The organism is Bradyrhizobium sp. USDA 4506, from assembly GCF_054058795.1.
This window is the reverse complement of the sequence record NZ_JBSSBM010000002.1, coordinates 8031550-8056192: the sequence shown is the minus strand read 5'-3', so window position 1 is coordinate 8056192 and position 24643 is coordinate 8031550. Positions and strand designations below refer to the sequence as shown.

Below are 24643 nucleotides of genomic sequence, written 5' to 3'. Positions count from 1 at the left end.
TATTTTTTGGAACCGGGTCGGAGGCCGGCTGGCGTCAAGTTTCCCGCGGGAACATGCCGAAATAGGGCTCGGCCTTCTTCAGCACGCGCGCGAAGGACGGCCGCGCCGTCAGCCGCTCGAGATAGGCGGCCAGATGCCGATGGCCATCTCCGAACGGCTCGACCTTGTTGCCGTAGAACATCGTCGGCGCGGCGGCGCAATCGGCCAACGAGAAATGCTCGCCCATCATCCAGCCGCCACGCGCGCGTTGCTGATTCAGGATCAGTTGCTGATCCAGGATCGCATAGGAGGTGCGGAGTTGCGCCCGCGCCTCGGCGACGCCATGCGGATCCTTGCTGTCCGCAGGCCGCAGCCGGTCGCCGACGACCTTCTGCATCGGCAGGTGGACATAGAGATCGAGGAAACGATCACGCAGCCGGGTCTGCAGCGCGAGGTCCGGATCCTCGGGGATCAGCCTGACGGCACCGGGATAATGCCGGTCGAGATATTCGATGACGATGCTCGATTCCGGCACCGTCTCGCCCCGCGTCTCGTCGCGGAGCACGGGAAAGCGGCCGATCGGCGACAGCGCGAGCAGCGCCGCGCGCTCGGCAGGATCGCCGAGATTGACCATGTTCGGCGTGAACGGCGTGCCGTTCTCGTAGAGCGCAATCAGCGCCTTCCAGCAGAACGAGGACAGCGGGTGGTAATGCAGGGTAAGCGACATCGGAACTCCATCATGGAATGAGTGACCGGAGGACGAGCCCGGGACCGCCCTTCCGACATCTCGTGCGGCGATTTTTTTCGTATGGATACTTTTCGTATGGATACTTATTGCGGTCGGCGGGCGTGGAGACCCAAGCATCGAACGCGACGCACATTCATCGAGGACGCGAGACGCGCCTTGTTCCCATGCTGAAAGAGTATAGAACGGCCGACGCACCCATGTCATTGCGAGCCAACGGGTCGCGCGAAAGCGCGCCCGATGACAGGCTCCGCGAAGCAATCCACCTCGCCACACGGGAAGAATGGATTGTTTCGTCGCTATCGCTCCTCGCAATGACGGCCGAGCCGGTTGAGCGCCTCTCAGGTTGACATCACCAGGTAAAGGTCGCAGACGGTCGGGATTTCTTGCCCGAACCGATGGACCATCCGATGAATCCCGCTTCCCCCAAAGTCGCACTCGTGACCGGCGCCGCGCGTGGCATCGGGCTTGCCGCGGCGAAACGCTTTCTCGCCGACGGCTGGCGCGTCGTGCTGCTCGACATCGAGGGCGAATTGCTGCGCGCGGCGGTCGCGGCGCTGAAGCGGCCCGACGACACGCTGGCGCTCACCTGCGACGTATCGGACGCCGCTGGCGTGGCAGCCGCGATCTCTGCGATCACGGACCGCTTCGGCCGGCTCGACGCGCTGGTCAACAATGCCGGCATTGCCGTGTTCACGCCGGTGCTGGAGACCTCGGACGCCGACTGGAGCCGGATCATGGCGGTCAACCTCACCGGCCCGTTCCTGTGCACCAAGGCGGCCGCGCCTGTGATGCGCGAGCATGGCGGCGGTGCGATCGTCAACATCACCTCGATCTCGGCGGTGCGCGCCTCGACGCTGCGCTCGGCCTACGGCACCAGCAAGGCCGGCCTTGCGCATCTCACCAAGCAGCTCGCGGTCGAGCTCGCCTCGCTTGGCATCCGCGTCAACGGCGTCGCGCCCGGGCCGGTCGAGACCGCGATGGCCAAGGCCGTCCACACGCCGGAGATCCGCGCCGACTATCACGACGCCATCCCGCTCAACCGCTATGGGCTGGAGGAGGAGCTGGCGGAAGCGATCTTCTTCCTGTGCTCGGATCGCGCCAGTTACATCACCGGCCAGATCCTCGCCGTCGACGGCGGCTTCGACGCCACCGGCATCGGCCTGCCGACCCTGCGCGGCGCGCGACGGAACGGGTAACGGTTGATCGAACGAACTAATGTCACACCGCGACGGGACTGCACTCCCTCGCCCCGTTCTTACGGGGAGAGGGTTGGGGTGAGGGGCCCTCTCCGCGCGCGCAGTACCAGTTAGTCTCGCGGAGACTCCCCCTCGCCCGGAACGCATCTGTCGATGCGTTCCGACCTCTCCCCGCACGCGGGGCGAGGTAAAGCAGAGTCACTGCGCTATCAGCGCTCGTTCACCGAGACCACGCGCCAGGCATTCGGCAGCCGGTCGATCCGCGTCAATGACAGTGGATCGATGACGAAGCGCAGCGCGAGCTCCGGGGCAAGCTCGAGCGCGATCGCAAGGATCGCGCGAATGGTGCCGGAATGCACGACCAGTACGACGTCGCCGGCCGGCAGACGCGCGAGCCCTGCCCGCGCCCGCGCGATCTGATCGGCAAAGCTTTCGCCGCGCGGCGGCCGGTTGTTGCCCGGCGATTGCCAGAACGCGCGATAGGCTGCGCCGAGCTCGGCTTCGATCTCGCTATGGCGCCGGCCGGTCCAATCGCCAAAATCCTGCTCGCGAAAGGTGTCGTCCTCCGCTGCCGTCAGGCCGAGCTTTGCTGCGGTCTCGCGAGTGCGCCGCGCCGGACTGCAGACCGCGAGAGCGTAAGCCGGCAGCCTCGCCTGCAACGACGCGAATGCCGCGGCATCGCTGAGGTCGGCGGGCGCATCCGGCGCGTGGATCACGCCGCGCGGACCGTCCACCGGCGCATGACGGATTAGCCAGAGACGCGTTTCGCGATCCATGTTCCGCCCACGCTTTCATTTTGACGCGTTCTCTTCACGCGAACCGGTATCCACTTCGCTCGAAAACGCCCTAACCTAACCGCGCCGCAAGCAACACCAGAATCGCGGTCTCCGCGACCTGCTCGGCGCCGCCGAGCACATCGCCGGTCTGGCCGCCGATCTGCCGCTTTGCCGCGAGCACCATGACCAGTGCGCTCGCACCGGCCGCGATCGCCGCCAGCAGCGCGCTGCCGAACGGCAAGGCGAGGACTGCGATCAGCAGCGCCAGGCCGGCCGCGACCACGGCAATTGTCCCATCGGGCCTACCGGCATTGGCGGCGAGCCCGTCCTTGCGCGCATAGGGCAGGCTGATCGCGATCCATGGCAGCACGCCGCGGCCCAGCGCGTGCGCAGATATCAGGCTCTGCACCACAAATCCGTTCGGAAGTGCAGCCAGCGCCGCGAGCTTGGCGGCAAAGCTCACCAGCAGCGCCAGCGCGCCGTAAGTGCCGAGCCGGCTGTCACGCATGATCTCAAGCTTGGTCGCGACATCGCGGCCGCCGCCGAACCCGTCGGCGACATCGGCGAGCCCGTCCTCATGCAGCGCGCCGGTGAGCAGCGCACCGCCGCCGAGCGCGAGCGCCGCGGCGGCGAGATCCGGCACACCGATCGCCCGCAGCAGCAGGCAAAACAGGCCGATCGCCGCCCCGATAGCGGCCCCGACCAGGGGAAACAGCCGCTGCGCCCGCGCAAAGCTCTCCGTCCGCGCGCCGTCCGGATGCGGCATCGGCAGGCGGGTCAGGAAGGCCGTCGCGGTCCGGAGATCGTCGAGCCATTGATTCATGGTGAAGGCCTGGAAATTGGGCTAAAGCGCGACGAGATCGGGCTCGATCTCATCGCGCTTTAGCTTCCTGTTAGGGCATGATCTCCGCGCAAATGCTACGCATTTGTCGCGAGGGAAAACCGCTTCACACGTTTCCGGATCATGCATTAGCTTGCGGCCCGCTCGACGAGGGAATCGCATGCAGTTCAGTACTCTAGACGACATCCGCGGCTTTTGTCGCGACCTGCCGCAGGGCGACGAGGCCAGTGCCGCGGCCGCCACGCAGCGCCAGCGGAACCTGACCAAGCCGCCGGGAAGCCTCGGCCGCCTGGAGGAGGTTGCGATCTGGCTGGCGCGCTGGCAGCGGCGCGAGCTGCCCCGGCTCGACCACGTCACGATCGCCGTGTTCGCCGGCAATCACGGCATCGCCGAGCGCGGCGTCTCAGCCTATCCCTCCGAGGTCACCGCGCAGATGGTGGCGAACTTCGCCGCCGGCGGCGCTGCGATCAACCAGATCGCCAAGCTTGCCGGTGCGGAGTTGTGCGTCGAGCCGCTCGAGCTCGCGCGCCCGACCCGCGATTTCACGACCGGACCGGCGATGGACGCTGCCGATTTCCTCGTCGCGCTCGATACCGGCTGGCGCACGGTGCCCGAGCAATGCGATCTGCTCGTGGTCGGCGAGATGGGCATCGCCAACACCACGGTCGCCGCGACGCTGTGCGCGGCATTGATGGGCGGGCGCGGCGTGCGCTGGGCCGGCCGTGGCACCGGCGTCGACGATGCCGGGCTGATACGCAAGCGCACCACGATCGATGCGGCGCTCAAGCTGCATCGCGGCGTGATCGACGATCCGCTCGTCACCGCGATGTCGCTCGGCGGACGCGAGCTCGCGGCGATCGCGGGGGCCGTGCTGGCAGCGCGCGCACGCGGCATTCCGGTGCTGCTCGACGGCTTCGTGGCGACAGCGGCGGTGCTGCCGCTGGCGCGGCTTGCGCCCGATAGCCTCACGCATTGCCGCGCCGGACATGTGTCGGCCGAGCTCGGCCACCGCGAATTGCTGCGCGAGCTCGAGCTCGCCCCCTTGCTCGACCTTAACATGCGGCTCGGCGAAGGCTCCGGCGCGGGGGTTGCGATCCTGCTGTTGCGCGCGGCGCTCGCCTGTCATGGCGGCATGGCGACCTTTGCCGAGGCCGGCGTCTCCGGCGCGGACTGAGGCTCCCGGGAGAGCCGGAGGGTTCCCTCAAAAAAGCCGGTGCATAGCGTCGGCGCGGGTCGACAATCTTCGCGTGTGCAGCATGACCTCTGCGCGCTGGCGGCCTAACCTTCGCGCCGGTGCGACGCCGGCCGGCGTCTCAGCCGTGCTGAACCAGATACCGGGGAGAAATCACCTCATGTCGGGCGTTCTCATCAATCTGATCATTCAGGTCATCAGCGGAGCCGTCGGCGGCAATGTCGCGGCGGGAGCGGCCAAGAACATCGATCTCGGCACGCTCGGTAACACCATCGCAGGCGCCATCGGTGGCGGCGCGGGCGGACAGCTTCTGGGCATGCTGATCCCGCTGCTCGCCAATTCCGGCGCGACGCCTGACATCGGCAGCATTATCGGCCAGGTCGCCGGCGGCGGCGTTGCCGGCGCCGTGCTCACTGCGATCGTGGGGGCGCTCAAGAACCGCGCGGCCTGAGCCACCTGCTGTCGCGACCGGGACATCGGTCTTGACGATGCCCCATTCCGGCGCGAGCCTTCCGGCTTGAGATGCGGCGGCACCTCGATCGCATCGTGGCAGGGATTGCGCGCATGAAAATACTTGTCGCGGCGGCAGCTCTCTGCGCAACGGTTAGCTGCGCGCAAGCCGATGTTCGTATCCTCGCCAGCCCCGGCGGGCAGGTCGGCCCGTTCATCGAGCTGTTCGACAAGGTGCGCGAATCGGGCGAGCGCGTCGTGATCGACGGGCCCTGCCTGTCGGCCTGCACCCTGGTGCTCTCGATGGTGCCGGGCGACCGCATCTGCGTGACGCGGCGCGCCGTGCTCGGCTTCCACGCCGCGCGCTCGATCGACCAGCGCGGCCGCACCTATGCAGAGCCGGAAGCGTCCGTGGCGGTGCTGCAAGCCTATCCGGCACCGGTGCGCGGCTGGATCGCCCGCCGCGGCGGCCTGACCTCGCGCCTGCTATTGTTGCGCGGCCGCGAGCTCGCGGCGATCTATCCGCGGTGCAGGTGAGATTTGCAGCCTGTAAAGTGTCGTAGCCCGGATGAAGCGAAGCGCAATCCGGGGGACTGCCGGCGCGGATTGGGTGCCCCGGATTTCGCTGCGCTCCATCCGGGCTACGGCTCCCATCCCGTCATCCTGAGGTGCGAGCCTTGCGGTGCACTTGCACCGCTGGGCGAGCCTCGAAGGATGCACGGCCACAGCCGGGCCGTCGTGCTTCGAGACGGCCGCTACGCGGCCTCCTCAGCATGACGGGTAGGGAATGAGCTCGGCGGAATAAGCCGCCAGCCTACATCCCCTGCGGGCAGTTCACCATCCAGGGGATGCCGAACTGATCGACGCACATGCCGAAGCCGTTGGAGAAGAAGGTCTTGCCGAACGGCATCGTCACCGTGCCGCCCTCGGACAGCGCCTTGAAGCGGCGTTCGGCTTCCGCGGGATCCTCGACCTGCAACGCGACGTGGAAGCCCTGCGGCTTCTGGAAGTGGCCGGGCGGGGCGTCGGAGGCCATGATGATCTCGCCGTCGATCGCGAGGCGGGCGTGCATGATCTTGTCTTTCCAGCCGGGCGGCGTCTGCATCTCCGCACTGCCCTCGCCATAGGGAAAAGTTTCCTCGATCCGGGCGCCGAGAACCTTCTCGTAGAATTTCAGCGCGGCGCCGCAATTGCCGTCGTAGGAGAGATAGGGGTTGACCTGCATCGCATGCTCCCTTGGGTCATTCGAGCCTCGTCCCGATGGTATCGGAACGAGGGCTCTGGATTGTTACCTTGACGCGTTTTCCCGACACGAACAGGTAACCACCTCGCTCGAAAACGCGCTACTTCTCAGTCAGTTTCTTCAGATTGGCGAGACCGACCTCGAAATCCCTGCCGATCATGCGATCCAGGTTCATGAACACCTGCATCACCTTCGACATGAAGACGGCCGGACCATACATGGTCCATGTGACGCTGGTCGCATTTCCCTGCGGCAGCATTGTGAACTCGGCGGTGTTGTGGCCTTCGAACGGCTTGATGAAGTCGAGCTTGATGACGATCTTCGACGGCGCGGAGGATTGCAGGATCTCCATGCGGCCGGCGCCGACATTCTTGTTGCCGTCCCAGGCATAGGCCGCACCCTGCCCGCGCCCGGCACCGCTATAGATCCGCTTCATGGCCGGATCCCGGTTCTCGTAGGGCGACCAGAGCGTCCACTGATGGAAATCGTCGATCAATGGAAATATCCGCTCGGCCGGCGCGTTGATGCTGATCGCACGCGTGACGCGGAGCGTGCCCGGCTTGGTCGCCGCGAGGATGAGGATGACGGCGATCGCGACGCCGAGGACAATCGCGATGATGGCAATGGTCTCGAACATGACAGTCTCCACAGGGATGAATTGAACAATATCTCACCGGCGAAATGGAAGCATTGCGCGCAGATTGCCGTCGCGCAGATAGAGCCCGCCCCACAGCATCAGGCCGAGATAGAGCCCGAACAGCGTGTGGGTGAACAGCGGGCTGCCGATCCGCACATGCGATGCGATCGCGCCGCCGAGATAGCCGGTGAGCAGGATGGCGCCGAGGATCGAGGTCGGCGGCACCGAGTAGAGCAGCGTGCAGACGATGGTGATGATGCCGAGGCTGCGCGCCAGCGCATCGCTCGCGCCGAAGCCCATCCTGTCCATGGTCTCGGTGACGACCGACAACGGCACCAGCTTGATCGCGCCGTCGAACAGCAGGAACAGGACGACCACGCCGCTCATGACGCGGCCGGCGATGCGGGCGGGCTTTGAGACTTCGGTGTCGACGATCGTCGGCATGACAGGCTCCGTAACGCTTGGTGATGGTCTCTGCCTTCATGACGAACGGCGGAGTACGCGGCCGACAAGGCGGGCGAAGATTTTTTCGGAAGCGCTGTCAGGTAGAGTCGATTGAGAGCCGCGACGGGATTGAGCTCCCTCTCCCGCTTGCGGGACGCTCGCGGGGGAGGCGCGTTGCCAAAATATCGAAAACAACCCCATGCAAAGTAGCCGGCGGCGGCCGGCGTCCGACCGGGCTACTTGACACGTCGGGCAACTCAGGGATAGTTTTCCAATATTCCGAAATCACCCAGACGCACGCTCGCCCCCGGCGGGCATATGGCATTCGCGCGCTTCTGCAAGCGACGTTTCCACGTCGTCATGGCCGACAGCCATATGCGATAGCCCTGCGCTTGCGGGGGAGGTGCAGCGAGTATGCCGGTGCGCTGTTGCTGACCGCTACTTCGCCTTCGCGTTGCGCGGCTGGCTGTCGCGCATCAGGCGGTCGATGTGCATGCGGATATGGGCGGCTTCGGCGGTGGTGTTGGCGAGCGCGATGGCGCGGTCGAAGGCGATGCGGGCGTCCTCGTTGCGGCCGAGCTGCATCAGGAAGGCGCCGCGGACGCCGAAATAGTGGAAGTAGTTGGCAAGCCGCGGCGCCAAGGGCTCGATCATCTCGAGCGCGGCTTCCGGCCCCTTTACCTTGGAGACCGCAACGGCGCGGTTGAGCGTGATCACCGGCGACGGCTGCATGACCTCGAGCGCGCCGTACAGCAGGTCGATCTGGGTCCAGTCGGTATCCTCGGGCTTTTCCGCGCGGGCATGCAGCGCCGCGATCGCCGCCTGCACCTGATAGGGCCCGCTGCGGCGGTGGCGCATCGCCTTGTCGATCAGCGCGAGGCCCTCGGCGATCTGCTTCTGATTCCACAGCCTGCGGTCCTGGTCGTCGAGCAGGATCACCTGGCCATCGGCGTCGAAGCGCGCCTCGGCGCGGGCATGCTGCAACAACAGCAGCGCCGTCAGCCCCATGATCTCGGGCTCGCTCTGGAACAGCCGCAGCAGCAGGCGGGCGAGGCGAATCGCCTCCTCGCACAGCGGCGCGCGGATTTCGGCGGTGTCGCCGCTCGCCGAATAGCCCTCGTTGAAGATCAGATAGATCATCGCCGCGACCGAGGCGAGCCGCTCGCTGCGCTCGACCGCGCCAGGCGTCTCGAACGGCACGTTGGCATCGGCGACGCGCGCCTTGGCTCGCGTGATGCGCTGCTCCATCGCCGCTTCCGAGACCAGGAAGGCGCGCGCGATCTGCTTCACCGTAAGACCTGAGACGATGCGCAGCGCGAGCGCGATCTGCTGCGTCGCCGGCAGATCCTTGTGACAGCAGATGAACAGCAGCCGCAGGATGTCGTCGCGGTAATGCGAGCCGTCGAGCCGTTCGGCGATCTCGTCCTCGGCGTCGTCGAGGTCGGAGATCGCCTGGTCGTCGTCGGGCAGCGGCTGCTGCTTCTTGTTGCGGCGGACCTCGTCGATCGCGACGTTGCGGCCGACCATGATCAGCCACGCCGCGGGATCGCGCGGCGGGCCGTTCTGCGGCCAGCTCTTGAGCGCCCGCAGGCAGGCGTTCTGGAACGCCTCCTCGGCGGTGTCGAGATTGCGGAAATAGCGCAGCAGGGCGCCGACCGCCTGGGGACGCGCGGACGTCAACGCAGCATCGATCCAGGCGGTGTCGGTCACGCTCACGCCTTGGTACCTCCCTGATTGAAGTAGCCGACCGGGCGGATCTCATAGGTGCCGCCGGGATTGGCCTCGCCGAGGTCGCGCGCGATGTCGAGCACCTCGTCGAGGTTCTTGCCCTCGACCAGATAGAAGCCGAGCAGCTGTTCCTTGGTTTCGGCGAACGGGCCGTCCAGCACCAGCGGCGGATTTTCCTTGCGCAGCGTGGTCGCCGCGGTGGTCGGCAACAGCCGCGCCACCGGGCCGAGCTTGCCCTGCTTGGCGAGCTTGTCCTGCACGACGGACAGTTTCTGCATGACGGTGGCGTCGTGTTCCTTGCTCCAGGAACCGACCATGTCTTCGTCATGATAGCAGAGGATGGCGTACAGCATCGAAAAGGCATCTCCGTTCATTGCAAGAACGAACGATTATGCCTGCTGCCGACAGGGGGCGCGAAAGAAATTTAGGTTCCGGATGTTGGCGGTGGATTTTGATCGGGGCTCCATGGCGAGCTTCGAGGGACGGGACGTTTGTCGCGGCGGCGATGAACGTGCGGTTGCCAATAGACGCCGTAGCGGGCGGCGATCCGGCGCGCCTTGGCTTCATCGCTCTCGCGATGGCGGACGTGGCTCCTCGTCACCGGACGGGACGCCTGCTGCCGCGGAGACTCCACGAGTTGCGCCTGAGCCTGCGATCGGGCCGGCTGGGCCTCGCCCTGCGTTGGAGCAACGGTCGGTTGCGCCTGAGCCGGCGTGTCAGCGTTTGCGAGCACGGGCGCGGGCCGTGGCGCCGGCGGCGGGGATGAAAGCGGACACCAGGATCAGTTTGCGCATGGAAGTTCTCCCCTGTTGATGGCAGGAGATGAGAGCGGGCCAGACCCGCTCTATGATCTATATCACATAAATGCTGGAGGTATCGGGATGGGTAAGGGCGCGCTCGCGCTGCTGATCAATGGCGGCTCGGAAAACTGGTCGTCGGCGCGCTGGAAGGCGCGATTCGACGCGGTCTGCCCGGACCGCCGCGTGGTGCTGCTGCCGGACGGCGCGCTCGATCCCGCCGAGGTACATTACGCCGCGGTGTGGAAGCCGAAGCCGGGCGAGCTCGCGGCATTCAAGAACCTGCGCGTCATCTTCAATCTCGGCGCCGGGGTCGACGCGCTGATGGCCGATCGCTCGCTGCCCGACGTGCCGCTGGTGCGTGTCGCGGTCTCCGATCTCACCGACCGCATGACCGAATATGTCGTGCTGCACGTGCTGATGCATCACCGCCAAGAGCTCTATCTGCGGGAGTCGCAGCGGGTGAAGCGCTGGGCGCCGGACTACCAGTGGGCGGCGAGCGCGATCACCGTCGGCGTCATGGGGCTCGGCACGCTCGGTGCCGCCTCGGCGCAGGCACTGCGCGCGCTCGGCTTCCGCGTCGTCGGCTGGAGCCGCAGCGAGAAGCGGATCGACGGCATCGCCTGCTATCACGGCGCGGACGGGCTCGACGCATTCCTGCGCGAGACCAACATCCTGGTCTGCCTGCTGCCGATGACGCCGGATACAAGGCATGTGCTGAACCGCGACGCGTTCGCGAAGCTGAACCGCGAGAGCCCGCTCGGCGCGCCCGTCATCATCAATGCCGGCCGCGGCGGCTTGCAGAACGAGGCCGACATCCTGCGCGCGCTCGATGACGGCACGCTGGGCGCCGCCTCGCTCGACGTCTTCGAGACCGAGCCACTGCCCGAGGCGAGTCCGTTCTGGAGCCACCCGAAGGTCGTGCTGACGCCGCACAACGCCGCCGACACCGACGCCGACGAGATCTCGAAATATGTCGCGCAGCAGATCGCGCGATTCGAGGCCGGCGGCGCGCTGGACAACCTCGTCGATCGCAAGCGAGGGTATTGACACCAGCGCGTAGCCCGGATGCAGCGAAGCGAAATCCGGGGTTCTTTGCGCCGGACAAACCGCTCCCGGATTGCGCTACGCTCCATCCGGGCTACGAAACCGGCGATGCGGAATCCCGCTTGAACGTCATTGCGGGGAGCTCGCGACAAAATTGCAAAGCAATTTTGCGCTGAAGCGACGAAGCAATCCATCGTACCGTATACGCGGGGACATGGATTGCTTCGCTTCGCTCGACGGACAAGATGCACGGCTGACTAAGACGCCTTGCGCGCGAAGGTGACGTGGGTCGCGTGCGGGCTCGCGACATGCGAGACGACGGCGTAGCCGAGGGCGGGCAGATCAATGCCCGCGAACAAACTCTCGCCGGCGCCGAGCACGACCGGCGGCAGCACCAGTTGCAGCTCGTCGAGCAGACGCGCCTGCAGGAATTGCCGCACCACCGAGACGCCGCCGCCGACGCGGATATCCTTGTCACCGGCAACCGCGCGCGCCCGCTCGAGCGCCGCGAGCATGCCGTCGGTCACGAAATGGAACGTGGTGCCGCCTTCCATCTCGATGTCGGGCCGTGCGTGATGGGTCAGCACGAACACCGGCGTGTGGTACGGCGGATTGTCGCCCCACCAGCCTTTCCAGGCATGATCCGGCCATGGTCCGCGGATCGGGCCGAACATGTTGCGGCCCAGGATCCAGGCGCCGATCCCCTCCATCGACTTGCGCGCGATCTCGTCGTCGAGACCGGTGGTGCCGCCATCCTGGCCGGTCATCGCGCGAAAGGTTCGCGTCTCGAAGAACCAGGCCGCGGGCAGCGCCAGGCCGCCGACGCCGAACGGATGTTCGAGGCTCTGATTCAGCGCCGCGCCAAATCCGTCGATCGAGACCGTGAATACTGAAGTCCTGACTTTTCCCATGATGTTCCGCTTCCGTGAGTGGGGAGACCTTACGGAAGACGGGCGGGAAAGCCAGCGCCCGACATTTGCCCGGCAAGAAAATTGGACGGCTATTTCGCCCCGCACAGCACGTCGATCGCACCCTTCACGATCGCCTCGAGTTCCTTGCGCGGCACGCGGGCACGGGCGCGGATCGCGATGGTATGGATGGTGGCAGAGGCCAGATGCGCCAGCGCCGCTGGATCGGCCCCCTCAGGCAGTTCGCCGCGTTCCTTGGCATGGCGGAAGCAGATGCCGAACGCCTTGTCGAGCTCGGTCAGTCCCTCGACCACCATGGTGCGGATGTCCGGATCCGACACCGCCTCGGACGCCGCCGTCATCACGGTGAAGCAACCGCGCGGGCCGGACTCGCCGGAGAGATAGATGTCGAGCGCGATGCGATAGATGCGCTCGAGCCGCTCGCGCAGCGGCGCGTCGGCGCGGAAGATATCGACCATCGCGGCGCGCGCGTCGTCGCGATAGCGCTGGTAGCTCTTGATGTAGAGCTCGCGCTTGTCGCCGAACGCGCCATAAAGGCTCGGCCGGTTCATGCCGGTCGCAGCGCTCAGATCATCGAGCGAGGTCGCGGCGAAGCCGTCGCGCCGGAACAGATCGAGCGCCTTGCCGAGCGCGACATCGGGCTCATAGGCGCGCGGCCGCCCGCGGCGCTTCGGCGCGACCGGCCCCGCGATTTTTGCAGCAGTTGGCGGCCTCTTATTTTTTTGTACCATTTCGCATTTAATTCCTTGACGACACCAATATTATCCAAGACAGTACAAAAATCAATAACGGCCGGACCCCCGCGCCAGACACTGGAGGCACCCATGGACCTTTATTTCTCGCCCCTCGCCTGCTCGATGGCGACCCGCGTCGCGCTCTATGAAGCGGGCCAGCCGGCCAACTATCTCGAGGTCGATCCGAAGACCAAGGCGGTGCGCAACGACGGCTCCGACTTCAACAAGGTCAACCCGCTCGGCCTGGTGCCGACGCTGCGCACCGACGATGGCATCGTGCTGACCGAGAACGCCGCGATCCTGCAATATGTCGCCGACCAGTTTCCGCGCGCCGGCATCGGCACGGCGTCGAACGCCGAGCGTTCAAGGCTGCATCAATGGCTGTGCTTCATCGGCACCGAACTGCACAAGGGCCTGTTCCTGCCGCTGCTCGACAAGAAGGCGCCGCCGGAAGCCAAGACCTATGCGCTGGAGAAATACGTCTTGCGGCTCGACTATCTCGAGGATCACCTGAAGGGCCGGGACTATCTGCTCGATCATTTCAGCGTCGCCGACGCCTATCTCGTCACCGTCATCAACTGGACCATGGCAACGCCGCCGATCGAGCTCGCGAAATGGCCGGCGCTGAAGGCTTATTACGAACGCCTGCGCGCCCGGCCCTCGGTCGCGAAGGCGCTCGCGGAGGAGTTCGAGCTCTACAAGGCCGAGATCGCGCGGCACAAGGCGGCGGCGTAAGGCCTCTTACGACGGAGGCACAGTCTTCTCTCCCTCTCCCCGTTCTTACGGGGAGAGGGTTGGGGTGAGGGGCCGCTTCCGCGAGTTGCGAATGCGGTGAGACCAGTACCCCTCACCCGGATCGCACCTTGCGATGCGATCCGACCTCTCCCCGCAAGCGGGGCGAGGTGAAGGGGTGCCGCGGTCAGCATCCTCGGCAAATTGAAAGCTTGCGAGTATCAAGCTCCCCACCGATGGGCTTCCCTGCGCGATCGAGTGGCGTATCAGTAAAGACCGGCACGAACTTCTTCCACTGATGGTAGTATTCCGCCGGCAAAGTGTAAGGTTGGCAGTCAGCAATCGCTCTGAGCGCGCTCTGTTGATAGACCCGAGCCGACTCTGATGTTGCTGAACTGTCCCCCGAAGACAGGATAGGTTGGCCATCCAGCTTGCCCTCTCGCGTCAGCTCGATCACGAACTCGGCCTTCATGCTCCCGGTATCGTTTTCGACGCGTACAGGTTTCCGCCAACACCTCTCGACCTGATGCCTGAAGATCGGTCCCCATGTCTCGGGCCCGCGCATTTTACCTTTCGCTGCGCTTGGCTGAATGGGAACGGCTGTGAAGACGGTCGCGAGGAGGAAGCCTGCGAGCGCAACGGCGGCAAAACGTTTAACTGGCGTGTAATGAGGTCCGATAGACGCGGTGAGGTTGCAACGCGGACCAGAATAAACCGACCCTCATCGAGACCCGCAATCGTTTTCGACGAGCCGGCACAAACGCGCCGTAGCCCGGATGGAGCGAAGCGCAATCCGGGATCGATCCTGCCACAGGAGAGTGGGTGCACTCCAAGAGATCGTCCCGGATTTCGCTGCGCTCCATCCGGGCTTCAAGGCTACGGAGAGCCGATCAGAACGGCTCCTGCGCCAACCCCGGCACGTCGGCCGGACGCGGGCCCGGGGCGGGCCAGTGGAAGCGGCGGTCCTTCTCCGAGATCGCGATGTCGTTGATCGAGGCCTCGCGGCGGCGCATCAGGCCGTGCTCGTCGAACTCCCACTGCTCGTTGCCGTAGGAGCGAAACCAATTGCCGCCGGCATCGTGCCATTCGTACTGGAAGCGGACCGCGATGCGGTTCTCATCGAACGCCCAGAGATCCTTGATGAGGCGATACTCCTGCTCCTTCTCCCATTTGCGGGTCAGGAAGGCCACGATCGCCTCGCGGCCCTGAAACACCTCGGAGCGGTTACGCCAGCGGCTGTCCTCGGTATAGGCGCCGGCAACCCGAACCGGGTCGCGCGAATTCCAGGCGTCCTCCGCCATGCGCGCTTTCTGCGCGGCGGTCTCGCGGGTGAAGGGTGGCAGCGGCGGGCGTGACATCGGCGATCCCTCGCGGTTGAAGCATGATCCGGAAAAGTGTGAAGCGGTTTTCCGAAAAGATCATGCTCGAAATGTAAGACAAACGCGATCAATCTGATCGCGTTTTGTCAGGCGCAAATCTATCGCCGCGCCGCGCAGAGTCGATGGGTCGTTTCTTATCGCCCGATAGCCGGAGCCTATTCCGTTCCGATTGTATCGGAACGCGGCTCCGGATTCTTGTTTTGACGCGTCTTCTTCGCGCGAACCGGTGCCCACTTCGCTCGAAAATGCTCTAAGCCAGATCGGCCTTCATCAGCGCGCGAATAGCCTTCGGAATCGGCTGCGCGCGGCCGCCGCTGATGAAGGCGACGCGGACCTCGGCCTTCACAAGCACGTCATCGCCGCGCCGGACTTCCTGAGCGAGCATGATGGAGGCGCCCTTCACAGCGATCGGCCAGGTCACGACGTCGAGCACGTCGTCCATCCGCGCCGGCTTGAGGAAGTCGAGCGTCATCGAGCGCACGACAAAGGCGAAGCCGCCGGTCTCCTCCTGCGCTTCATCGAACAGCGCCTGCTGCTCGGCGCCCATCAGACGAAGATGATTGGTACGGCCGCGCTCCATGAAGCGCAGGTAATTGGCGTGATAGACGATGCCGGAAAAATCGGTGTCTTCGTAATAGACGCGGACCTGCATATGGTGGCGGCCGTCGCGGATCTGGCCGTCGAGAATGGGTGAGGTCATTTGCAGCCCCCGATTGCGCAAGACTTTGGTTCGTATTGCGCAAAATCGCCGGCCGACGCAAGCACGGTCGGGAAATCTTGGGATCGGCTGGCGATCTGGATCAGGCGACCTTATGGAATACCTTGTTTCTGACGACCTCTTGGTACCGATGATCTGTTCTGACCAGGTCGTCAACGATCATCTTGACTTGAAAAGCGTCGATCTGCTCATCGGTATATTGATCGCCGATTGCCGGAATTTTCGTCGGATCGAGTGACGATCCCCTCAGACGCCATTCATAGTCGTCGAAATCCATGTAACCGCCAACCTTGAGCAGTTTGTCGCACAAGAAGTAGTTCAAAGCGTCGACTGCGACCGTGTGCGCGCCGTCGAGAAAGCAATAATCATAGATCGGAGCGCCCTCATACTGCCTGATCAGCTTCATGAGAGACCAGTTGTAGGAATCGTTGAACTTCTGGGTGTTGCCGAAATATGAGATCTTGTTGGGGTAGGCGCTGAGCTTTGTCTCCGCGCGCTGGACCGCATCGTTGAAATCGAAAAGATGCAGCTCACACTCGGGAAACAGCTGGCAGACGTTTCTTGCGGTATCCGCCATGTAGATTCCAAATTCGGCGTAACGGAACGGCTGCTCCCGGCCGAAAACGGTTTTCATGAACTCGTAGGTGCCTGTCGTCCCCTGAACGCCGACGACGAGCTTCTTGGGATACCAATCCTGCATTTTGCGCAATCCCTCCCGCTACCTTAGGGTGAAGGGTACCGCCCACAGAAATATGCGGCAACTTACCATCCTTCATCGCGGCCATGTCGAAAGGCGCCACTCCGGAACCGGAACGGATACAGCAGTTACTTTCGACGGAACCGCCGTCGGCCCGCATCCGATGCGCAGCTCTCGCCCACGCAAGCGCGCTCAGGACACCACCGGCCCCTTTGCGCCGAGCGTGACCTGCACGATCTCGGGCGGCACGCCGAGGCGGAACGGCATGATGCTGCAGCCGAGGCCGCCGGAGACCACGACGTCGCATTTCAGCTTGATATGGCCATAGGCAAGCCGCATGCCGTGCTTCACCGGCACCGCCGGCGACCAGCCGAGCAGCCGGATCTGCCCGCCATGGGTGTGGCCGGACAGCTGCAATGCGACGCGCGAGGGCACCCGGAGCGCGACGTCGGGCTCATGCGCGAGCAGGATCACCGGCGCGTCGTCCGTGACCTTGGCAAGCGTCGCGTTGAGATCGTCGACGCCGATGCGCGAGACCTGGCGATAGGGCCGCGCCGCCATGAAGGCGAGCTGGTCACCGAGACCGGCGAGCCAGAACGGACGGCCGTCCTTGGCGAGCCGCACCGCGTCGTTCTCGTAGACCGGAATCCCCGCCCCCTCCAGCGCGCGGCGCGCGAGCGGGATGCCGCGCCCCAAGCGCTGTACCGCCTTGTCTTCCCAATAGTCGTGGTTGCCGAGCACGGCGTGCACGCCGAGCGGCGCCTTCAGGCCCTTCAGCACCGCGGCCCAGTCGGAGGCCGGAATGAAGCGGGTGACGTGGCGCAGCCCCGCGACATAGTCGCCGAGCAGCACGATGATATCGGGGTTCAGGCCGTTCGTCCGCTCGACGATCTCTGCGATGCGATCGAGCGACATCCAGGGATCGCAGGCGTGGATGTCGGCGAGCGCGGCGATTTTGAGCGGAAAGTCCGCCGGCCATTGCCGCGGCGACAGATCGTAGCGCGTGAGCGCGAGGCGGACGACCGGCTCGCTCAGGCCATAGGCCGCGGTCGAAGCGGTGGCGGCGGTCAACCCGCCGAACCCGCGCAGAAAATGACGACGTGAAATCATGGACGTGCGATCGGTGATGCTTGGCGCTCGTTGAAAACGCTCTGAGTTATCATAGGCCCTTTGATTGGAGCGAAATTGGGCCGCGTTTGTGCAGACGGCCTGCAGAGATGCCGCAATGGTCAGCTGGCAAGGTTACCGGCGGCGCGACGCGCCGCATCAACACGTCTCTTCACGTCTTCGAGAGCGGAGGGCTCTTATTTGAGCATGAAAATCCGCTTCGCCCTCTTTCGGATCATGCGTCAGTCCTCGTCGCCATTGCCGCCGAACAGGCCGAACTGCGAGGGGTCGCGGTTCGGCTCGGCGAGGCCGAGATGACGGAAAGCATGCGAGGTCAGGAGCCGGCCACGCGGCGTACGCTGCAGATAGCCGCACTGGATCAGATAGGGCTCGATGATGTCCTCGATCGCATCGCGCGGCTCCGACAGCGCCGCCGCCATGGTCTCGACACCGACCGGCCCGCCGCCATAGTTCAAGGCGATGGTGGTGAGATAGCGCCGGTCCATCGCGTCTAACCCGGCGCTGTCCACCTCGAGCGCGCTCAACGCCCGGTCGGCGATGCCGCGGTCGACGGAATCGGCGTCCGCCGCGGAGGCAAAGTCGCGCACCCGGCGCAGCAGGCGGCCGGCGATGCGCGGCGTGCCGCGGGCGCGGCGCGCGATCTCATTTGCGCCATCAGGACTCATGCCGATATTGAGCACGCGGGCGCCGCGGGTAACGATCTTCTCGAGCTCTTCCTCGGTGTAGAAATTGAGCCGGATCGGAATGCCGAAGCGGTCGCGCAAGGGATTGGTGAGCAGCCCCGCACGCGTCGTCGCGCCGACCAGCGTGAACTTCGACAATTCGATCTTGACCGAGCGCGCCGCCGGACCCTCGCCGATGATCAAATCGAGCTGGAAATCCTCCATCGCGGGATAGAGCACTTCCTCGACCGCCGGGCTGAGGCGATGGATCTCGTCGATGAACAGCACGTCGCGTTCTTCGAGATTGGTCAGCAGCGCCGCGAGATCGCCGGCCTTCGCAATGACAGGGCCGGAGGTGGCACGAAAGCCGACGCCGAGCTCACGCGCGACGATCTGCGCCAGCGTGGTCTTGCCGAGGCCGGGCGGACCGACGAACAGCACGTGATCGAGCGCCTCGCCGCGTTTCTTCGCAGCCTCGATGAAGATCGAGAGATTCTTGCGCGCCTGGGCCTGACCGACGAACTCCGTCAGCGACTGCGGCCGCAGCGCGGTGTCACCGACATCGTCGGAGCGGCGTTCAGGCGAGACCATGCGCGAGGGCGTATTCATGATGCGAGACTAACACGAGATTGTTCTCCCTCTCCCCGCTCTTGCGGGGAGAGGGTTGGGGTGAGGGGCTCCTTCCGCGAGCGCAATGTGTGTCGAGACCTGTACCCCCTCACCCGGATCGCATCTGCGATGCGATCCGACCTCTCCCCGCAAGCGGGGCGAGGTGAAGAACAGAGGCGCTCCAATCCACTGATCACTTCGACAGTTCCTTCAACCCCAGCCGGATCAGCTGCGCGGTCTCGGCCTTCTCACCGGCGCTGCGCGAGGCGGCGGCTATGGCGGCGGCGGCCTGCGGCTGGCCGTAGCCGAGATTGACCAGCGCCGAGATCGCGTCGGTGACCGGACGCGGCGCGCGGTTGTTGTCGATTGCGCCCGAGAGCTGCACCACCGCGGGATCGACATCGGCAAAGCCCGGCGCCTTGTCCCTCAATTCGCTGACGATGCGCTCGGCGACCTTCGGCCCGACCCCCGGCGTCCGCGCCACCGCCGCCTTGTCGCGCAGCGCGATGGCGTTGGCGAGATCGGTCGGCGGCAGCGTGCCGAGCACCGCGAGCGCGACCTTGGCGCCGACCCCCTGCACCGTCTGCAGCAGGCGAAACCATTCGCGCTCGTGATCGCTGCGAAAGCCGAACAGTTTGATCTGATCCTCGCGGACATAGGTCTCGATCGAGAGCACGGCGGCGCCGCCTGGCGACGGCAACGCCTGCAATGTGCGGCCCGCGCAGTGCACCTGATAGCCGACGCCGCCGACGTCGAGGATCACGTAATCCTCGCCATAGGAATCGATCAGGCCCTTCAGCTTGCCGATCATAGGCTCGCCACCCTGAGCCGCAGCGCGGTGCTCTGGCGGTGATGGGCGTGGGTGATCGCGACCGCGAGCGCGTCCGCGGCGTCGGCGGACGGCGGCTCGGCTTTCGGCAGCAGGATCTTCAGCATCACCTGGATCTGGTTCTTCTCGGCATGTCCGGCGCCGACCACGGTCTTCTTGACCTGGTTCGGCGCGTATTCGGCGACCGAGATACCGAACATTGCGGGCGCCAGCATGGCGACGCCGCGCGCCTGGCCGAGCTTCAGGGTGGCAACGCCGTCCTTGTTGACGAAGGTCTGCTCGACCGCCGCCTCCACCGGTCTGTGGTCGGCGAGCACAGCGGCCAGCCCCTCATGGATCGCGAGCAGCCGGTTCGCCAGCGGCAGATCGTCCGGCGGCTCGACCGAACCGCAGGCGATGTAGACGAGACGATTGCCTTCGGTCTCGATCACCCCCCAGCCGGTGCGGCGGAGACCCGGATCGATACCGATGATGCGGACGGGAGAGCGAATCGGCTGGGATGTCATGGGCTAGTGATACCGCCTGCGCCGGGAGAACGAAACACAAACGGAGCCTCATCCCCTGCCGCAGTCGTAGTACTCGACCCACTTGTCATCCCCGCCTAGTGCGCAATTGCGCACGGGAGCGGGGGATCCAGTACGCCGCGGCCTCTCGGATCAAACGCAGGTCTCTGGAATACTGGATCGCCCGCCTTCGCGGGCGATGACAGTGGTGTGTTGGGGGCGGACGACGCTCCTACCCGCCCATCTTCGCGATCAGCGCGTCGGACACCTCGAAATTGGCGAACACGTTCTGCACGTCGTCGTGCTCGTTGAGCAGGTCCATCAGCTTCAACAGTTTTTCGCCGGTCTCGTCGTCGACCGCGACCGTGTTCTGCGGCTTCCAGGTCAGCGCCGCCTTGCGCGGCTCGCCGAACTTCGCTTCCAGCGCTTTTGCGACTTCGCGGAAAGTGTCCTGCGAGGCGTAGACCTCGTGGCCGCCTTCGCTGGAGACCACATCATCGGCGCCGGCCTCGATCGCGGCATCCAGCATGGCGTCGTCGGAGGCGACCTTGGCGTCGTATTCGATGATGCCGGTGCGATCGAACATGAAGGCGACCGAGCCGGTTTCGCCGAGATTGCCGCCCGACTTGGTGAAGAAGGAGCGGATATCGGAAGCGGCGCGGTTGCGGTTGTCGGTCAGCGCCTCGACGATCACGGCGACTCCGCCGGGGCCATAGCCCTCGTAGCGGATCTCGTCATAGTTCTCGCCTTCATTGCCGGCGGCCTTCTTGATAGCGCGGTCGATATTGTCCTTGGGCATGTTCTCGGCGCGGGCCGCGACCACGGCGGCGCGTAGCCGCGGATTCATCGCCGGGTCCGGGGTGCCGAGCTTGGCCGCCACGGTGATTTCGCGGGCCAGCTTGCCGAAAAGCTTCGACTTCTGGGCATCCTGCCGGCCCTTGCGGTGCATGATGTTCTTGAATTGGGAATGGCCGGCCATGCGACGTCTCTTCGGAGCTTAGGGTCTGAACAGGGATGGAAAACGCGGCCTTATAGGCCCCTCACGGTCAAAATCAAAGGATCGGCGGGGCCCTCCGGCGGAGGAATACTACCGCAAGCCGGAATATGAGGCACTTGTTAACCATGACTTCATGCCCGGGTGCGAGGATCGCCCCGTCCCGCCGCAACTTTCCACAGCCCCCAAAGAGCCCACATGGCGTTCGGTTTGTTTCGAAAGCAAGTGCCGGAGCCGGCTGCGCCGGCCGTCGCGCCTCAGGTTCCAACCGCGGCCGCAGCCCCTGAGGTCTCGGCCGAGACTGATTCGGCCGAGGATTCCTCCAAGGATTCATCCAAGGAGATCCTGGAATTGCTGGAACTCGAGCTCGGCGCGATGATTCGCCAGCTCGAACGCGCCGCAAGCTCGGTCGCCGACGGCGCCGAGGCGACGGCAGCCAAGCTCGCCACCATCCGCGCCCGCACCGACGCGCTGACCGGCCGCAGCAGCGATGCACAGAGCACCGCGACGACGTTCTCGCAAGCCGCCGACCGCTTCACCCACTCCGCCGAGGGCATCGGGGCGCAGGTGCGCAGTGCGAGCCAGCTCGCCGACGACGCCGCGGCCGCGGCGCGCGAGGCCACCGCCAATGTCGATCGCCTGCGCGAATCCTCAGCCGCGATCGGCAACGTCGTCAATCTGATCGCGCAGATCGCGCGGCAGACCACGCTGCTCGCGCTGAACTCGACGATCGAGGCGGCGCGCGCCGGTGCCGCCGGCAAGGGCTTTGCGGTGGTCGCAACCGAGGTCAAGGCGCTGGCGGTGCAGACCCAGAGCGCGACCGAGGAGATCACCCGCAAGATCGAGGCATTGCAGAAGGACGCCACCGGATCGGCGGACGCGGTGCACCGCATCTCCCAGGCGATCGAAAGGATCCGCCCGGTGTTCGAGAACGTCAACGGCGCGGTTGCCGAGCAGAATGAAATCACCGGCGAGATGGGGCAGAATGCCGCCTCCGCTTCGCAGTTCATCGTCTCGGTCGGCACCAGCGCCGGCGAGATCGACAGTGCAACGCGCGAAGCCGCCGCGCATGGCGACAATGTCGCCAAGGCCGGCAAGGCGGTGACTGCATTCGCGCAGAAGCTGAAAGCGCGCTGCGCGGTGCTGCTGCGCCAGGACGAGCGCGGCGATCCGCGCAAGAACGAGCGCCTGCCTTGCAGCCTCAAGATCGAGATCACGACCGCGCGCGGCCTCGTCACCGCGCCGGTCTACGAAATCGCGATGGACGGCATTCTGATCGGCGGACCCGATGCCGGGAAGCTGCCGATGCAGGAGACCCTGAACGCGACATTGCAGGAGATCGGCGCGTGCCGGGTCCGGATCGGCGAGCGCTCCAAGGCAGGCAGCCAGGCCCGCTTCGAGGCGGCAACCGCCGAGCTGCGCGAAAAAATCGAAGACCGGATGTGGGCGATCCACGAGGAGAACGCCGAGCTCGTCACCCGCGCGATCGAAGCCGGCAGCGCGCTGAGCAAGATCTTCGAGAACGGGCTGGCGAGCGGCGCGATCGCGATCGCCGACATGTTCGACACCGACTATGTCGAGATCGCAGGCACCAACCCGGTGCAGTACCGCACCAAAATGCTGGACTGGGCGGAGCGCACGCTGCCGGTGTTCCAGGAGGCATTCCTTGCCAGGGACAAGCGAATGGCGTTCTGCGTGATGATCGACCAGAACGGCTATCTGCCGGTCCATAACAAGCTCTACTCGCAGCCGCAGCGGCCGGGCGACGTGGCATACAACACCGCCAACAGCCGCAACCGCCGCATCTTCAACGACGCCGCGGGCCTCGCCGCCGGCCGCAACCAGCGCGCCTATCTGATCCAGACCTATGCGCGCGACATGGGAGGCGGCAACACGGTGATGATGCGCGAGATCGACGTACCGATCCGCGTGCGCGGCCGGCACTGGGGCGGGTTCCGCACCGCCTACAAGCTTTGAACGCTTCGTAGCCCGGATGCAGCGAAGCGTAATCCGGGATGCATGTTTCCACGGGCAGGAGTCCCGGATTTCGCTGCGCTGCATCCGGGCTACACAGTGCGCGCTCAGGCAAGACCGGCAGCGCGAATCACGCTTTAGGGTTGGAATGGGGAATGCTGCGGCGGCCGACGGGCCGCTGTAACGGAGGAAGCGTCGACATGTCGGCCGCGCAGCTTGCAGTTCTGGATACGTCATCGGACCGAACGCTGGCCGAGCGGCTGGTGGACCAGCTCGCCGACCGCATCGGCGGCCTGGGGGTGGAACTCGCCGACATCGCCGGCAACGTCCAGGAGGTCGCGAACCGCGTCAGCAGCCAATCCGAGCGCTTCCATCATTTGCAGACGACGGCCGAGACGATGGTCGCCGCCAATCACGACATCGCCAACGCATCGCAGGCGGTGCAGACGACCGCATCCGCCGCGGTCGGCCAGATCGCGGAGTCGCGTCATGTGGTCGAGACCGCGGTCAGCCATATCGCAGAGCTCGTCGCGGCGGTCGGACGGATCGAGGCGCGGCTCGCCGCGGTCGGCTCCGCGCTGAGCCAGGTCGCCAAGGTTTCCGGTTCGATCGAGGCGATCGCCAAGCAGACCAATCTGCTGGCGCTCAACGCCACCATCGAGGCGGCGCGCGCCGGCAATGCCGGCCGCGGCTTTGCCGTGGTCGCGAGCGAAGTCAAGAACCTTGCGGAAGCGACCCGCCAGGCGACGCATCAGATTTCCGACACCGTGCGCGATCTCGACGGCCAGATCGGCAGCCTGATCGGCGAGAGCAGCGATGCCTCGTTGCGCGCCAAGAGCGCCGGCGAAGGCGCCCAGCAGATTTCGGGCATCATCATGCGCGTGCAGGAAGGCTTCTCATCTGTGGGCGCCGAGATCGGCAGCGTGGCGCGCGCCGCGACCTCCAATCTCGGCCATTGCGACAGCGTGATCGCGGAGCTGAACGAGCTGGCCAAGGGCGTCGATCTCTCCTCGCGCGACCTCAAGCACGCCGACAGCCGCGTCGCGAAACTGCTCGAGCTCTCCGAGAGCCTGATCGTGACCATCGCCGACAGCGGCGTGGAGACCAGTGACACGCCGCTGATCCGCGTCGTGATCGACACCGCAAGGCAGATCTCGGAGCTGTTCGAGAATGCCGTGGCGCGCGGCGAGGTCACGCTCGCGCAATTGATGGACGAGAATTATCGCGAGATCGCCGGCACCAATCCGAAGCAGTACCTGACCGACTACGTCGCGTTTACCGACCGCGTGCTGCCCGCGATCCAGGATCCGATCCAGAAGAGCGATCCGCGCATCGTGTTCTGCGTCGCCTGGGCGCGCAGCGGCTATCTGCCGACCCACAATCCGAACTACCGGCAGCCGCAGGGGCCGGACCCGGTCTGGAACAACGCCAATTGCCGCAACCGCCGCCTGTTCAACGACCGCGCGGTGAGCAAGGTCGCGGCCAACACAAAACCGTTCCTGCTGCAGACCTATCGCCGCGACATGGGCGGCGGCAATTTCGTGCTGATGAAGGACCTGTCATCGCCGATCGTCGTAAGCGGCCGCCACTGGGGCGCATTCCGGATGGGTTTTCGGCAGGGCTGACGGCAGTTCCGTAGCCCCGGATGGAGCGAAGCGTAATCCGGGACCGGTCGTG

General features: G+C 65.4%; 27 protein-coding genes. 8 read left to right on the top strand and 19 right to left on the bottom strand.

All coding sequences use genetic code 11. The features are described from left to right. Positions 1-34: 34 nt before the first annotated feature. Positions 35-706, bottom strand: coding sequence for a glutathione S-transferase family protein (locus ACVIHF_RS40085; protein ID WP_456793664.1), 672 nt, complete (start codon positions 704-706; stop codon positions 35-37). A gap of 428 nt (positions 707-1134) precedes the next feature. On the opposite strand from ACVIHF_RS40085, the gene ACVIHF_RS40080 reads away from it, so the two are divergent. Continuing rightward, complete coding sequence (locus tag ACVIHF_RS40080; protein ID WP_456793663.1) at positions 1135-1923, top strand: SDR family NAD(P)-dependent oxidoreductase; 789 nt, start codon at positions 1135-1137, stop codon at positions 1921-1923. A gap of 209 nt (positions 1924-2132) precedes the next feature. Here ACVIHF_RS40080 and ACVIHF_RS40075 read toward each other — a convergent pair whose 3' ends face one another. Together ACVIHF_RS40075 and cobS are read right to left on the bottom strand one after the other, a co-directional pair. Next, the gene (locus ACVIHF_RS40075) at positions 2133-2699 is read right to left on the bottom strand and encodes a histidine phosphatase family protein (RefSeq protein WP_456793662.1); all 567 of its coding nucleotides are present in this window, start codon (positions 2697-2699) and stop codon (positions 2133-2135) included. Between the two features lie 70 nt (positions 2700-2769). Further along, positions 2770-3522 (bottom strand): adenosylcobinamide-GDP ribazoletransferase, encoded by a 753-nt coding sequence (cobS, locus tag ACVIHF_RS40070; RefSeq protein WP_456793661.1) that lies wholly within the window; start codon positions 3520-3522, stop codon positions 2770-2772. Between the two features lie 178 nt (positions 3523-3700). Here cobS and cobT point away from each other — a divergent pair, with 178 nt between their 5' ends. The 3 genes from cobT (at position 3701) to ACVIHF_RS40055 (ending at position 5719) form a co-directional block, all read left to right on the top strand. Beyond that, positions 3701-4714, top strand: coding sequence for a nicotinate-nucleotide--dimethylbenzimidazole phosphoribosyltransferase (gene cobT / locus ACVIHF_RS40065; protein ID WP_456793660.1), 1014 nt, complete (start codon positions 3701-3703; stop codon positions 4712-4714). A 178-nt stretch (positions 4715-4892) separates the two neighbouring features. Beyond that, on the top strand, positions 4893-5183 hold the full coding sequence (locus tag ACVIHF_RS40060) for a hypothetical protein (protein WP_016842535.1): 291 nt from the start codon (positions 4893-4895) through the stop codon (positions 5181-5183). 113 nt (positions 5184-5296) lie between these two features. Beyond that, the gene (locus tag ACVIHF_RS40055) at positions 5297-5719 is read left to right on the top strand and encodes a S49 family peptidase domain-containing protein (RefSeq protein ID WP_057016263.1); all 423 of its coding nucleotides are present in this window, start codon (positions 5297-5299) and stop codon (positions 5717-5719) included. 277 nt (positions 5720-5996) lie between these two features. On the opposite strand, the gene ACVIHF_RS40050 is transcribed toward ACVIHF_RS40055, so the two are convergent. From ACVIHF_RS40050 to ACVIHF_RS40030, 5 genes are all read right to left on the bottom strand, one after another. Then, positions 5997-6407, bottom strand: coding sequence for a VOC family protein (locus ACVIHF_RS40050; RefSeq protein ID WP_253604505.1), 411 nt, complete (start codon positions 6405-6407; stop codon positions 5997-5999). A gap of 118 nt (positions 6408-6525) precedes the next feature. Next, complete coding sequence (locus tag ACVIHF_RS40045; RefSeq protein ID WP_253604507.1) at positions 6526-7062, bottom strand: SRPBCC family protein; 537 nt, start codon at positions 7060-7062, stop codon at positions 6526-6528. A 33-nt stretch (positions 7063-7095) separates the two neighbouring features. Continuing rightward, complete coding sequence (locus ACVIHF_RS40040) at positions 7096-7506, bottom strand: DoxX family protein (RefSeq protein WP_253604509.1); 411 nt, start codon at positions 7504-7506, stop codon at positions 7096-7098. Positions 7507-7944: 438 nt separating this feature from the next. Then, positions 7945-9222 carry an RNA polymerase sigma factor gene (locus tag ACVIHF_RS40035; RefSeq protein WP_456793659.1) on the bottom strand — a complete coding sequence of 426 codons (1278 nt, stop codon included), beginning with the start codon at positions 9220-9222 and terminating at the stop codon, positions 7945-7947. Beyond that, a complete protein-coding gene (locus tag ACVIHF_RS40030; protein WP_456793658.1) occupies positions 9219-9587 on the bottom strand; it encodes a YciI family protein in 369 nt (122 codons plus the stop codon). The genes ACVIHF_RS40035 and ACVIHF_RS40030 overlap by 4 nt, the downstream gene beginning before the upstream one ends. 528 nt (positions 9588-10115) lie before the next feature. Between ACVIHF_RS40030 and ACVIHF_RS40025 the strand changes: the two genes are divergently transcribed. Continuing rightward, a complete protein-coding gene (locus ACVIHF_RS40025) occupies positions 10116-11081 on the top strand; it encodes a 2-hydroxyacid dehydrogenase (protein WP_456793657.1) in 966 nt (321 codons plus the stop codon). Positions 11082-11335: 254 nt separating this feature from the next. Here the strand turns inward: ACVIHF_RS40025 and ACVIHF_RS40020 are convergent, their stop codons facing one another. Then, positions 11336-11989, bottom strand: coding sequence for a dihydrofolate reductase family protein (locus ACVIHF_RS40020; RefSeq protein ID WP_456793656.1), 654 nt, complete (start codon positions 11987-11989; stop codon positions 11336-11338). 89 nt (positions 11990-12078) lie between these two features. Next, on the bottom strand, positions 12079-12738 hold the full coding sequence (locus tag ACVIHF_RS40015; protein WP_456793655.1) for a TetR/AcrR family transcriptional regulator: 660 nt from the start codon (positions 12736-12738) through the stop codon (positions 12079-12081). A gap of 93 nt (positions 12739-12831) precedes the next feature. Here ACVIHF_RS40015 and ACVIHF_RS40010 point away from each other — a divergent pair, with 93 nt between their 5' ends. Continuing rightward, positions 12832-13476, top strand: coding sequence for a glutathione binding-like protein (locus ACVIHF_RS40010; protein ID WP_456793654.1), 645 nt, complete (start codon positions 12832-12834; stop codon positions 13474-13476). A gap of 184 nt (positions 13477-13660) precedes the next feature. Here ACVIHF_RS40010 and ACVIHF_RS40005 read toward each other — a convergent pair whose 3' ends face one another. From ACVIHF_RS40005 to ACVIHF_RS39965, 9 genes are all read right to left on the bottom strand, one after another. After that, entirely contained in the window at positions 13661-13945 is a 285-nt protein-coding gene (locus ACVIHF_RS40005) for a hypothetical protein (RefSeq protein WP_456793653.1), read from the bottom strand. A gap of 418 nt (positions 13946-14363) precedes the next feature. Further along, positions 14364-14831, bottom strand: a complete 468-nt coding sequence (locus tag ACVIHF_RS40000) for a nuclear transport factor 2 family protein (RefSeq protein ID WP_456793652.1) — start codon at positions 14829-14831, stop codon at positions 14364-14366. A 271-nt stretch (positions 14832-15102) separates the two neighbouring features. Next, complete coding sequence (ybgC, locus tag ACVIHF_RS39995) at positions 15103-15552, bottom strand: tol-pal system-associated acyl-CoA thioesterase (RefSeq protein ID WP_028332822.1); 450 nt, start codon at positions 15550-15552, stop codon at positions 15103-15105. Positions 15553-15652: 100 nt separating this feature from the next. Beyond that, positions 15653-16270: a hypothetical protein gene (locus ACVIHF_RS39990; protein WP_456793651.1), complete on the bottom strand. Its 618-nt coding sequence runs from the start codon at positions 16268-16270 to the stop codon at positions 15653-15655. A 189-nt stretch (positions 16271-16459) separates the two neighbouring features. Next, positions 16460-17377, bottom strand: coding sequence for a metallophosphoesterase (locus ACVIHF_RS39985; RefSeq protein ID WP_456793650.1), 918 nt, complete (start codon positions 17375-17377; stop codon positions 16460-16462). A 239-nt stretch (positions 17378-17616) separates the two neighbouring features. Continuing rightward, a complete protein-coding gene (ruvB, locus tag ACVIHF_RS39980) occupies positions 17617-18666 on the bottom strand; it encodes a Holliday junction branch migration DNA helicase RuvB (RefSeq protein ID WP_016842550.1) in 1050 nt (349 codons plus the stop codon). 193 nt (positions 18667-18859) lie between these two features. Then, on the bottom strand, positions 18860-19477 hold the full coding sequence (gene ruvA, locus ACVIHF_RS39975) for a Holliday junction branch migration protein RuvA (RefSeq protein ID WP_253604535.1): 618 nt from the start codon (positions 19475-19477) through the stop codon (positions 18860-18862). Then, complete coding sequence (gene ruvC, locus ACVIHF_RS39970) at positions 19474-20001, bottom strand: crossover junction endodeoxyribonuclease RuvC (RefSeq protein ID WP_057016204.1); 528 nt, start codon at positions 19999-20001, stop codon at positions 19474-19476. Before ruvC ends, ruvA begins: the two co-directional genes overlap by 4 nt. 229 nt (positions 20002-20230) lie before the next feature. Continuing rightward, the gene (locus ACVIHF_RS39965; RefSeq protein ID WP_016842553.1) at positions 20231-20977 is read right to left on the bottom strand and encodes a YebC/PmpR family DNA-binding transcriptional regulator; all 747 of its coding nucleotides are present in this window, start codon (positions 20975-20977) and stop codon (positions 20231-20233) included. Positions 20978-21190: 213 nt separating this feature from the next. On the opposite strand from ACVIHF_RS39965, the gene ACVIHF_RS39960 reads away from it, so the two are divergent. Together ACVIHF_RS39960 and ACVIHF_RS39955 are read left to right on the top strand one after the other, a co-directional pair. Next, positions 21191-22969, top strand: a complete 1779-nt coding sequence (locus tag ACVIHF_RS39960) for a methyl-accepting chemotaxis protein (RefSeq protein ID WP_456793649.1) — start codon at positions 21191-21193, stop codon at positions 22967-22969. A gap of 197 nt (positions 22970-23166) precedes the next feature. Next, positions 23167-24591 carry a methyl-accepting chemotaxis protein gene (locus tag ACVIHF_RS39955; protein ID WP_456793648.1) on the top strand — a complete coding sequence of 475 codons (1425 nt, stop codon included), beginning with the start codon at positions 23167-23169 and terminating at the stop codon, positions 24589-24591. Positions 24592-24643: the final 52 nt, after the last annotated feature.

Coding starts and splice junctions, on each gene's coding strand:
- ACVIHF_RS40085 (WP_456793664.1), bottom strand. CDS start 706: ATGTCGCTTACCCTGCATTACCACCCGCTGTCCTCGTTCTGCTGGAAG.
- ACVIHF_RS40080 (WP_456793663.1), top strand. CDS start 1,135: ATGAATCCCGCTTCCCCCAAAGTCGCACTCGTGACCGGCGCCGCGCGT.
- ACVIHF_RS40075 (WP_456793662.1), bottom strand. CDS start 2,699: ATGGATCGCGAAACGCGTCTCTGGCTAATCCGTCATGCGCCGGTGGAC.
- cobS (WP_456793661.1), bottom strand. CDS start 3,522: ATGAATCAATGGCTCGACGATCTCCGGACCGCGACGGCCTTCCTGACC.
- cobT (WP_456793660.1), top strand. CDS start 3,701: ATGCAGTTCAGTACTCTAGACGACATCCGCGGCTTTTGTCGCGACCTG.
- ACVIHF_RS40060 (WP_016842535.1), top strand. CDS start 4,893: ATGTCGGGCGTTCTCATCAATCTGATCATTCAGGTCATCAGCGGAGCC.
- ACVIHF_RS40055 (WP_057016263.1), top strand. CDS start 5,297: ATGAAAATACTTGTCGCGGCGGCAGCTCTCTGCGCAACGGTTAGCTGC.
- ACVIHF_RS40050 (WP_253604505.1), bottom strand. CDS start 6,407: ATGCAGGTCAACCCCTATCTCTCCTACGACGGCAATTGCGGCGCCGCG.
- ACVIHF_RS40045 (WP_253604507.1), bottom strand. CDS start 7,062: ATGTTCGAGACCATTGCCATCATCGCGATTGTCCTCGGCGTCGCGATC.
- ACVIHF_RS40040 (WP_253604509.1), bottom strand. CDS start 7,506: ATGCCGACGATCGTCGACACCGAAGTCTCAAAGCCCGCCCGCATCGCC.
- ACVIHF_RS40030 (WP_456793658.1), bottom strand. CDS start 9,587: ATGCTGTACGCCATCCTCTGCTATCATGACGAAGACATGGTCGGTTCC.
- ACVIHF_RS40025 (WP_456793657.1), top strand. CDS start 10,116: ATGGGTAAGGGCGCGCTCGCGCTGCTGATCAATGGCGGCTCGGAAAAC.
- ACVIHF_RS40020 (WP_456793656.1), bottom strand. CDS start 11,989: ATGGGAAAAGTCAGGACTTCAGTATTCACGGTCTCGATCGACGGATTT.
- ACVIHF_RS40015 (WP_456793655.1), bottom strand. CDS start 12,738: ATGGTACAAAAAAATAAGAGGCCGCCAACTGCTGCAAAAATCGCGGGG.
- ACVIHF_RS40010 (WP_456793654.1), top strand. CDS start 12,832: ATGGACCTTTATTTCTCGCCCCTCGCCTGCTCGATGGCGACCCGCGTC.
- ACVIHF_RS40005 (WP_456793653.1), bottom strand. CDS start 13,945: ATGAAGGCCGAGTTCGTGATCGAGCTGACGCGAGAGGGCAAGCTGGAT.
- ACVIHF_RS40000 (WP_456793652.1), bottom strand. CDS start 14,831: ATGTCACGCCCGCCGCTGCCACCCTTCACCCGCGAGACCGCCGCGCAG.
- ybgC (WP_028332822.1), bottom strand. CDS start 15,552: ATGACCTCACCCATTCTCGACGGCCAGATCCGCGACGGCCGCCACCAT.
- ACVIHF_RS39990 (WP_456793651.1), bottom strand. CDS start 16,270: ATGCAGGATTGGTATCCCAAGAAGCTCGTCGTCGGCGTTCAGGGGACG.
- ACVIHF_RS39985 (WP_456793650.1), bottom strand. CDS start 17,377: ATGATTTCACGTCGTCATTTTCTGCGCGGGTTCGGCGGGTTGACCGCC.
- ruvB (WP_016842550.1), bottom strand. CDS start 18,666: ATGAATACGCCCTCGCGCATGGTCTCGCCTGAACGCCGCTCCGACGAT.
- ruvA (WP_253604535.1), bottom strand. CDS start 19,477: ATGATCGGCAAGCTGAAGGGCCTGATCGATTCCTATGGCGAGGATTAC.
- ruvC (WP_057016204.1), bottom strand. CDS start 20,001: ATGACATCCCAGCCGATTCGCTCTCCCGTCCGCATCATCGGTATCGAT.
- ACVIHF_RS39965 (WP_016842553.1), bottom strand. CDS start 20,977: ATGGCCGGCCATTCCCAATTCAAGAACATCATGCACCGCAAGGGCCGG.
- ACVIHF_RS39960 (WP_456793649.1), top strand. CDS start 21,191: ATGGCGTTCGGTTTGTTTCGAAAGCAAGTGCCGGAGCCGGCTGCGCCG.
- ACVIHF_RS39955 (WP_456793648.1), top strand. CDS start 23,167: ATGTCGGCCGCGCAGCTTGCAGTTCTGGATACGTCATCGGACCGAACG.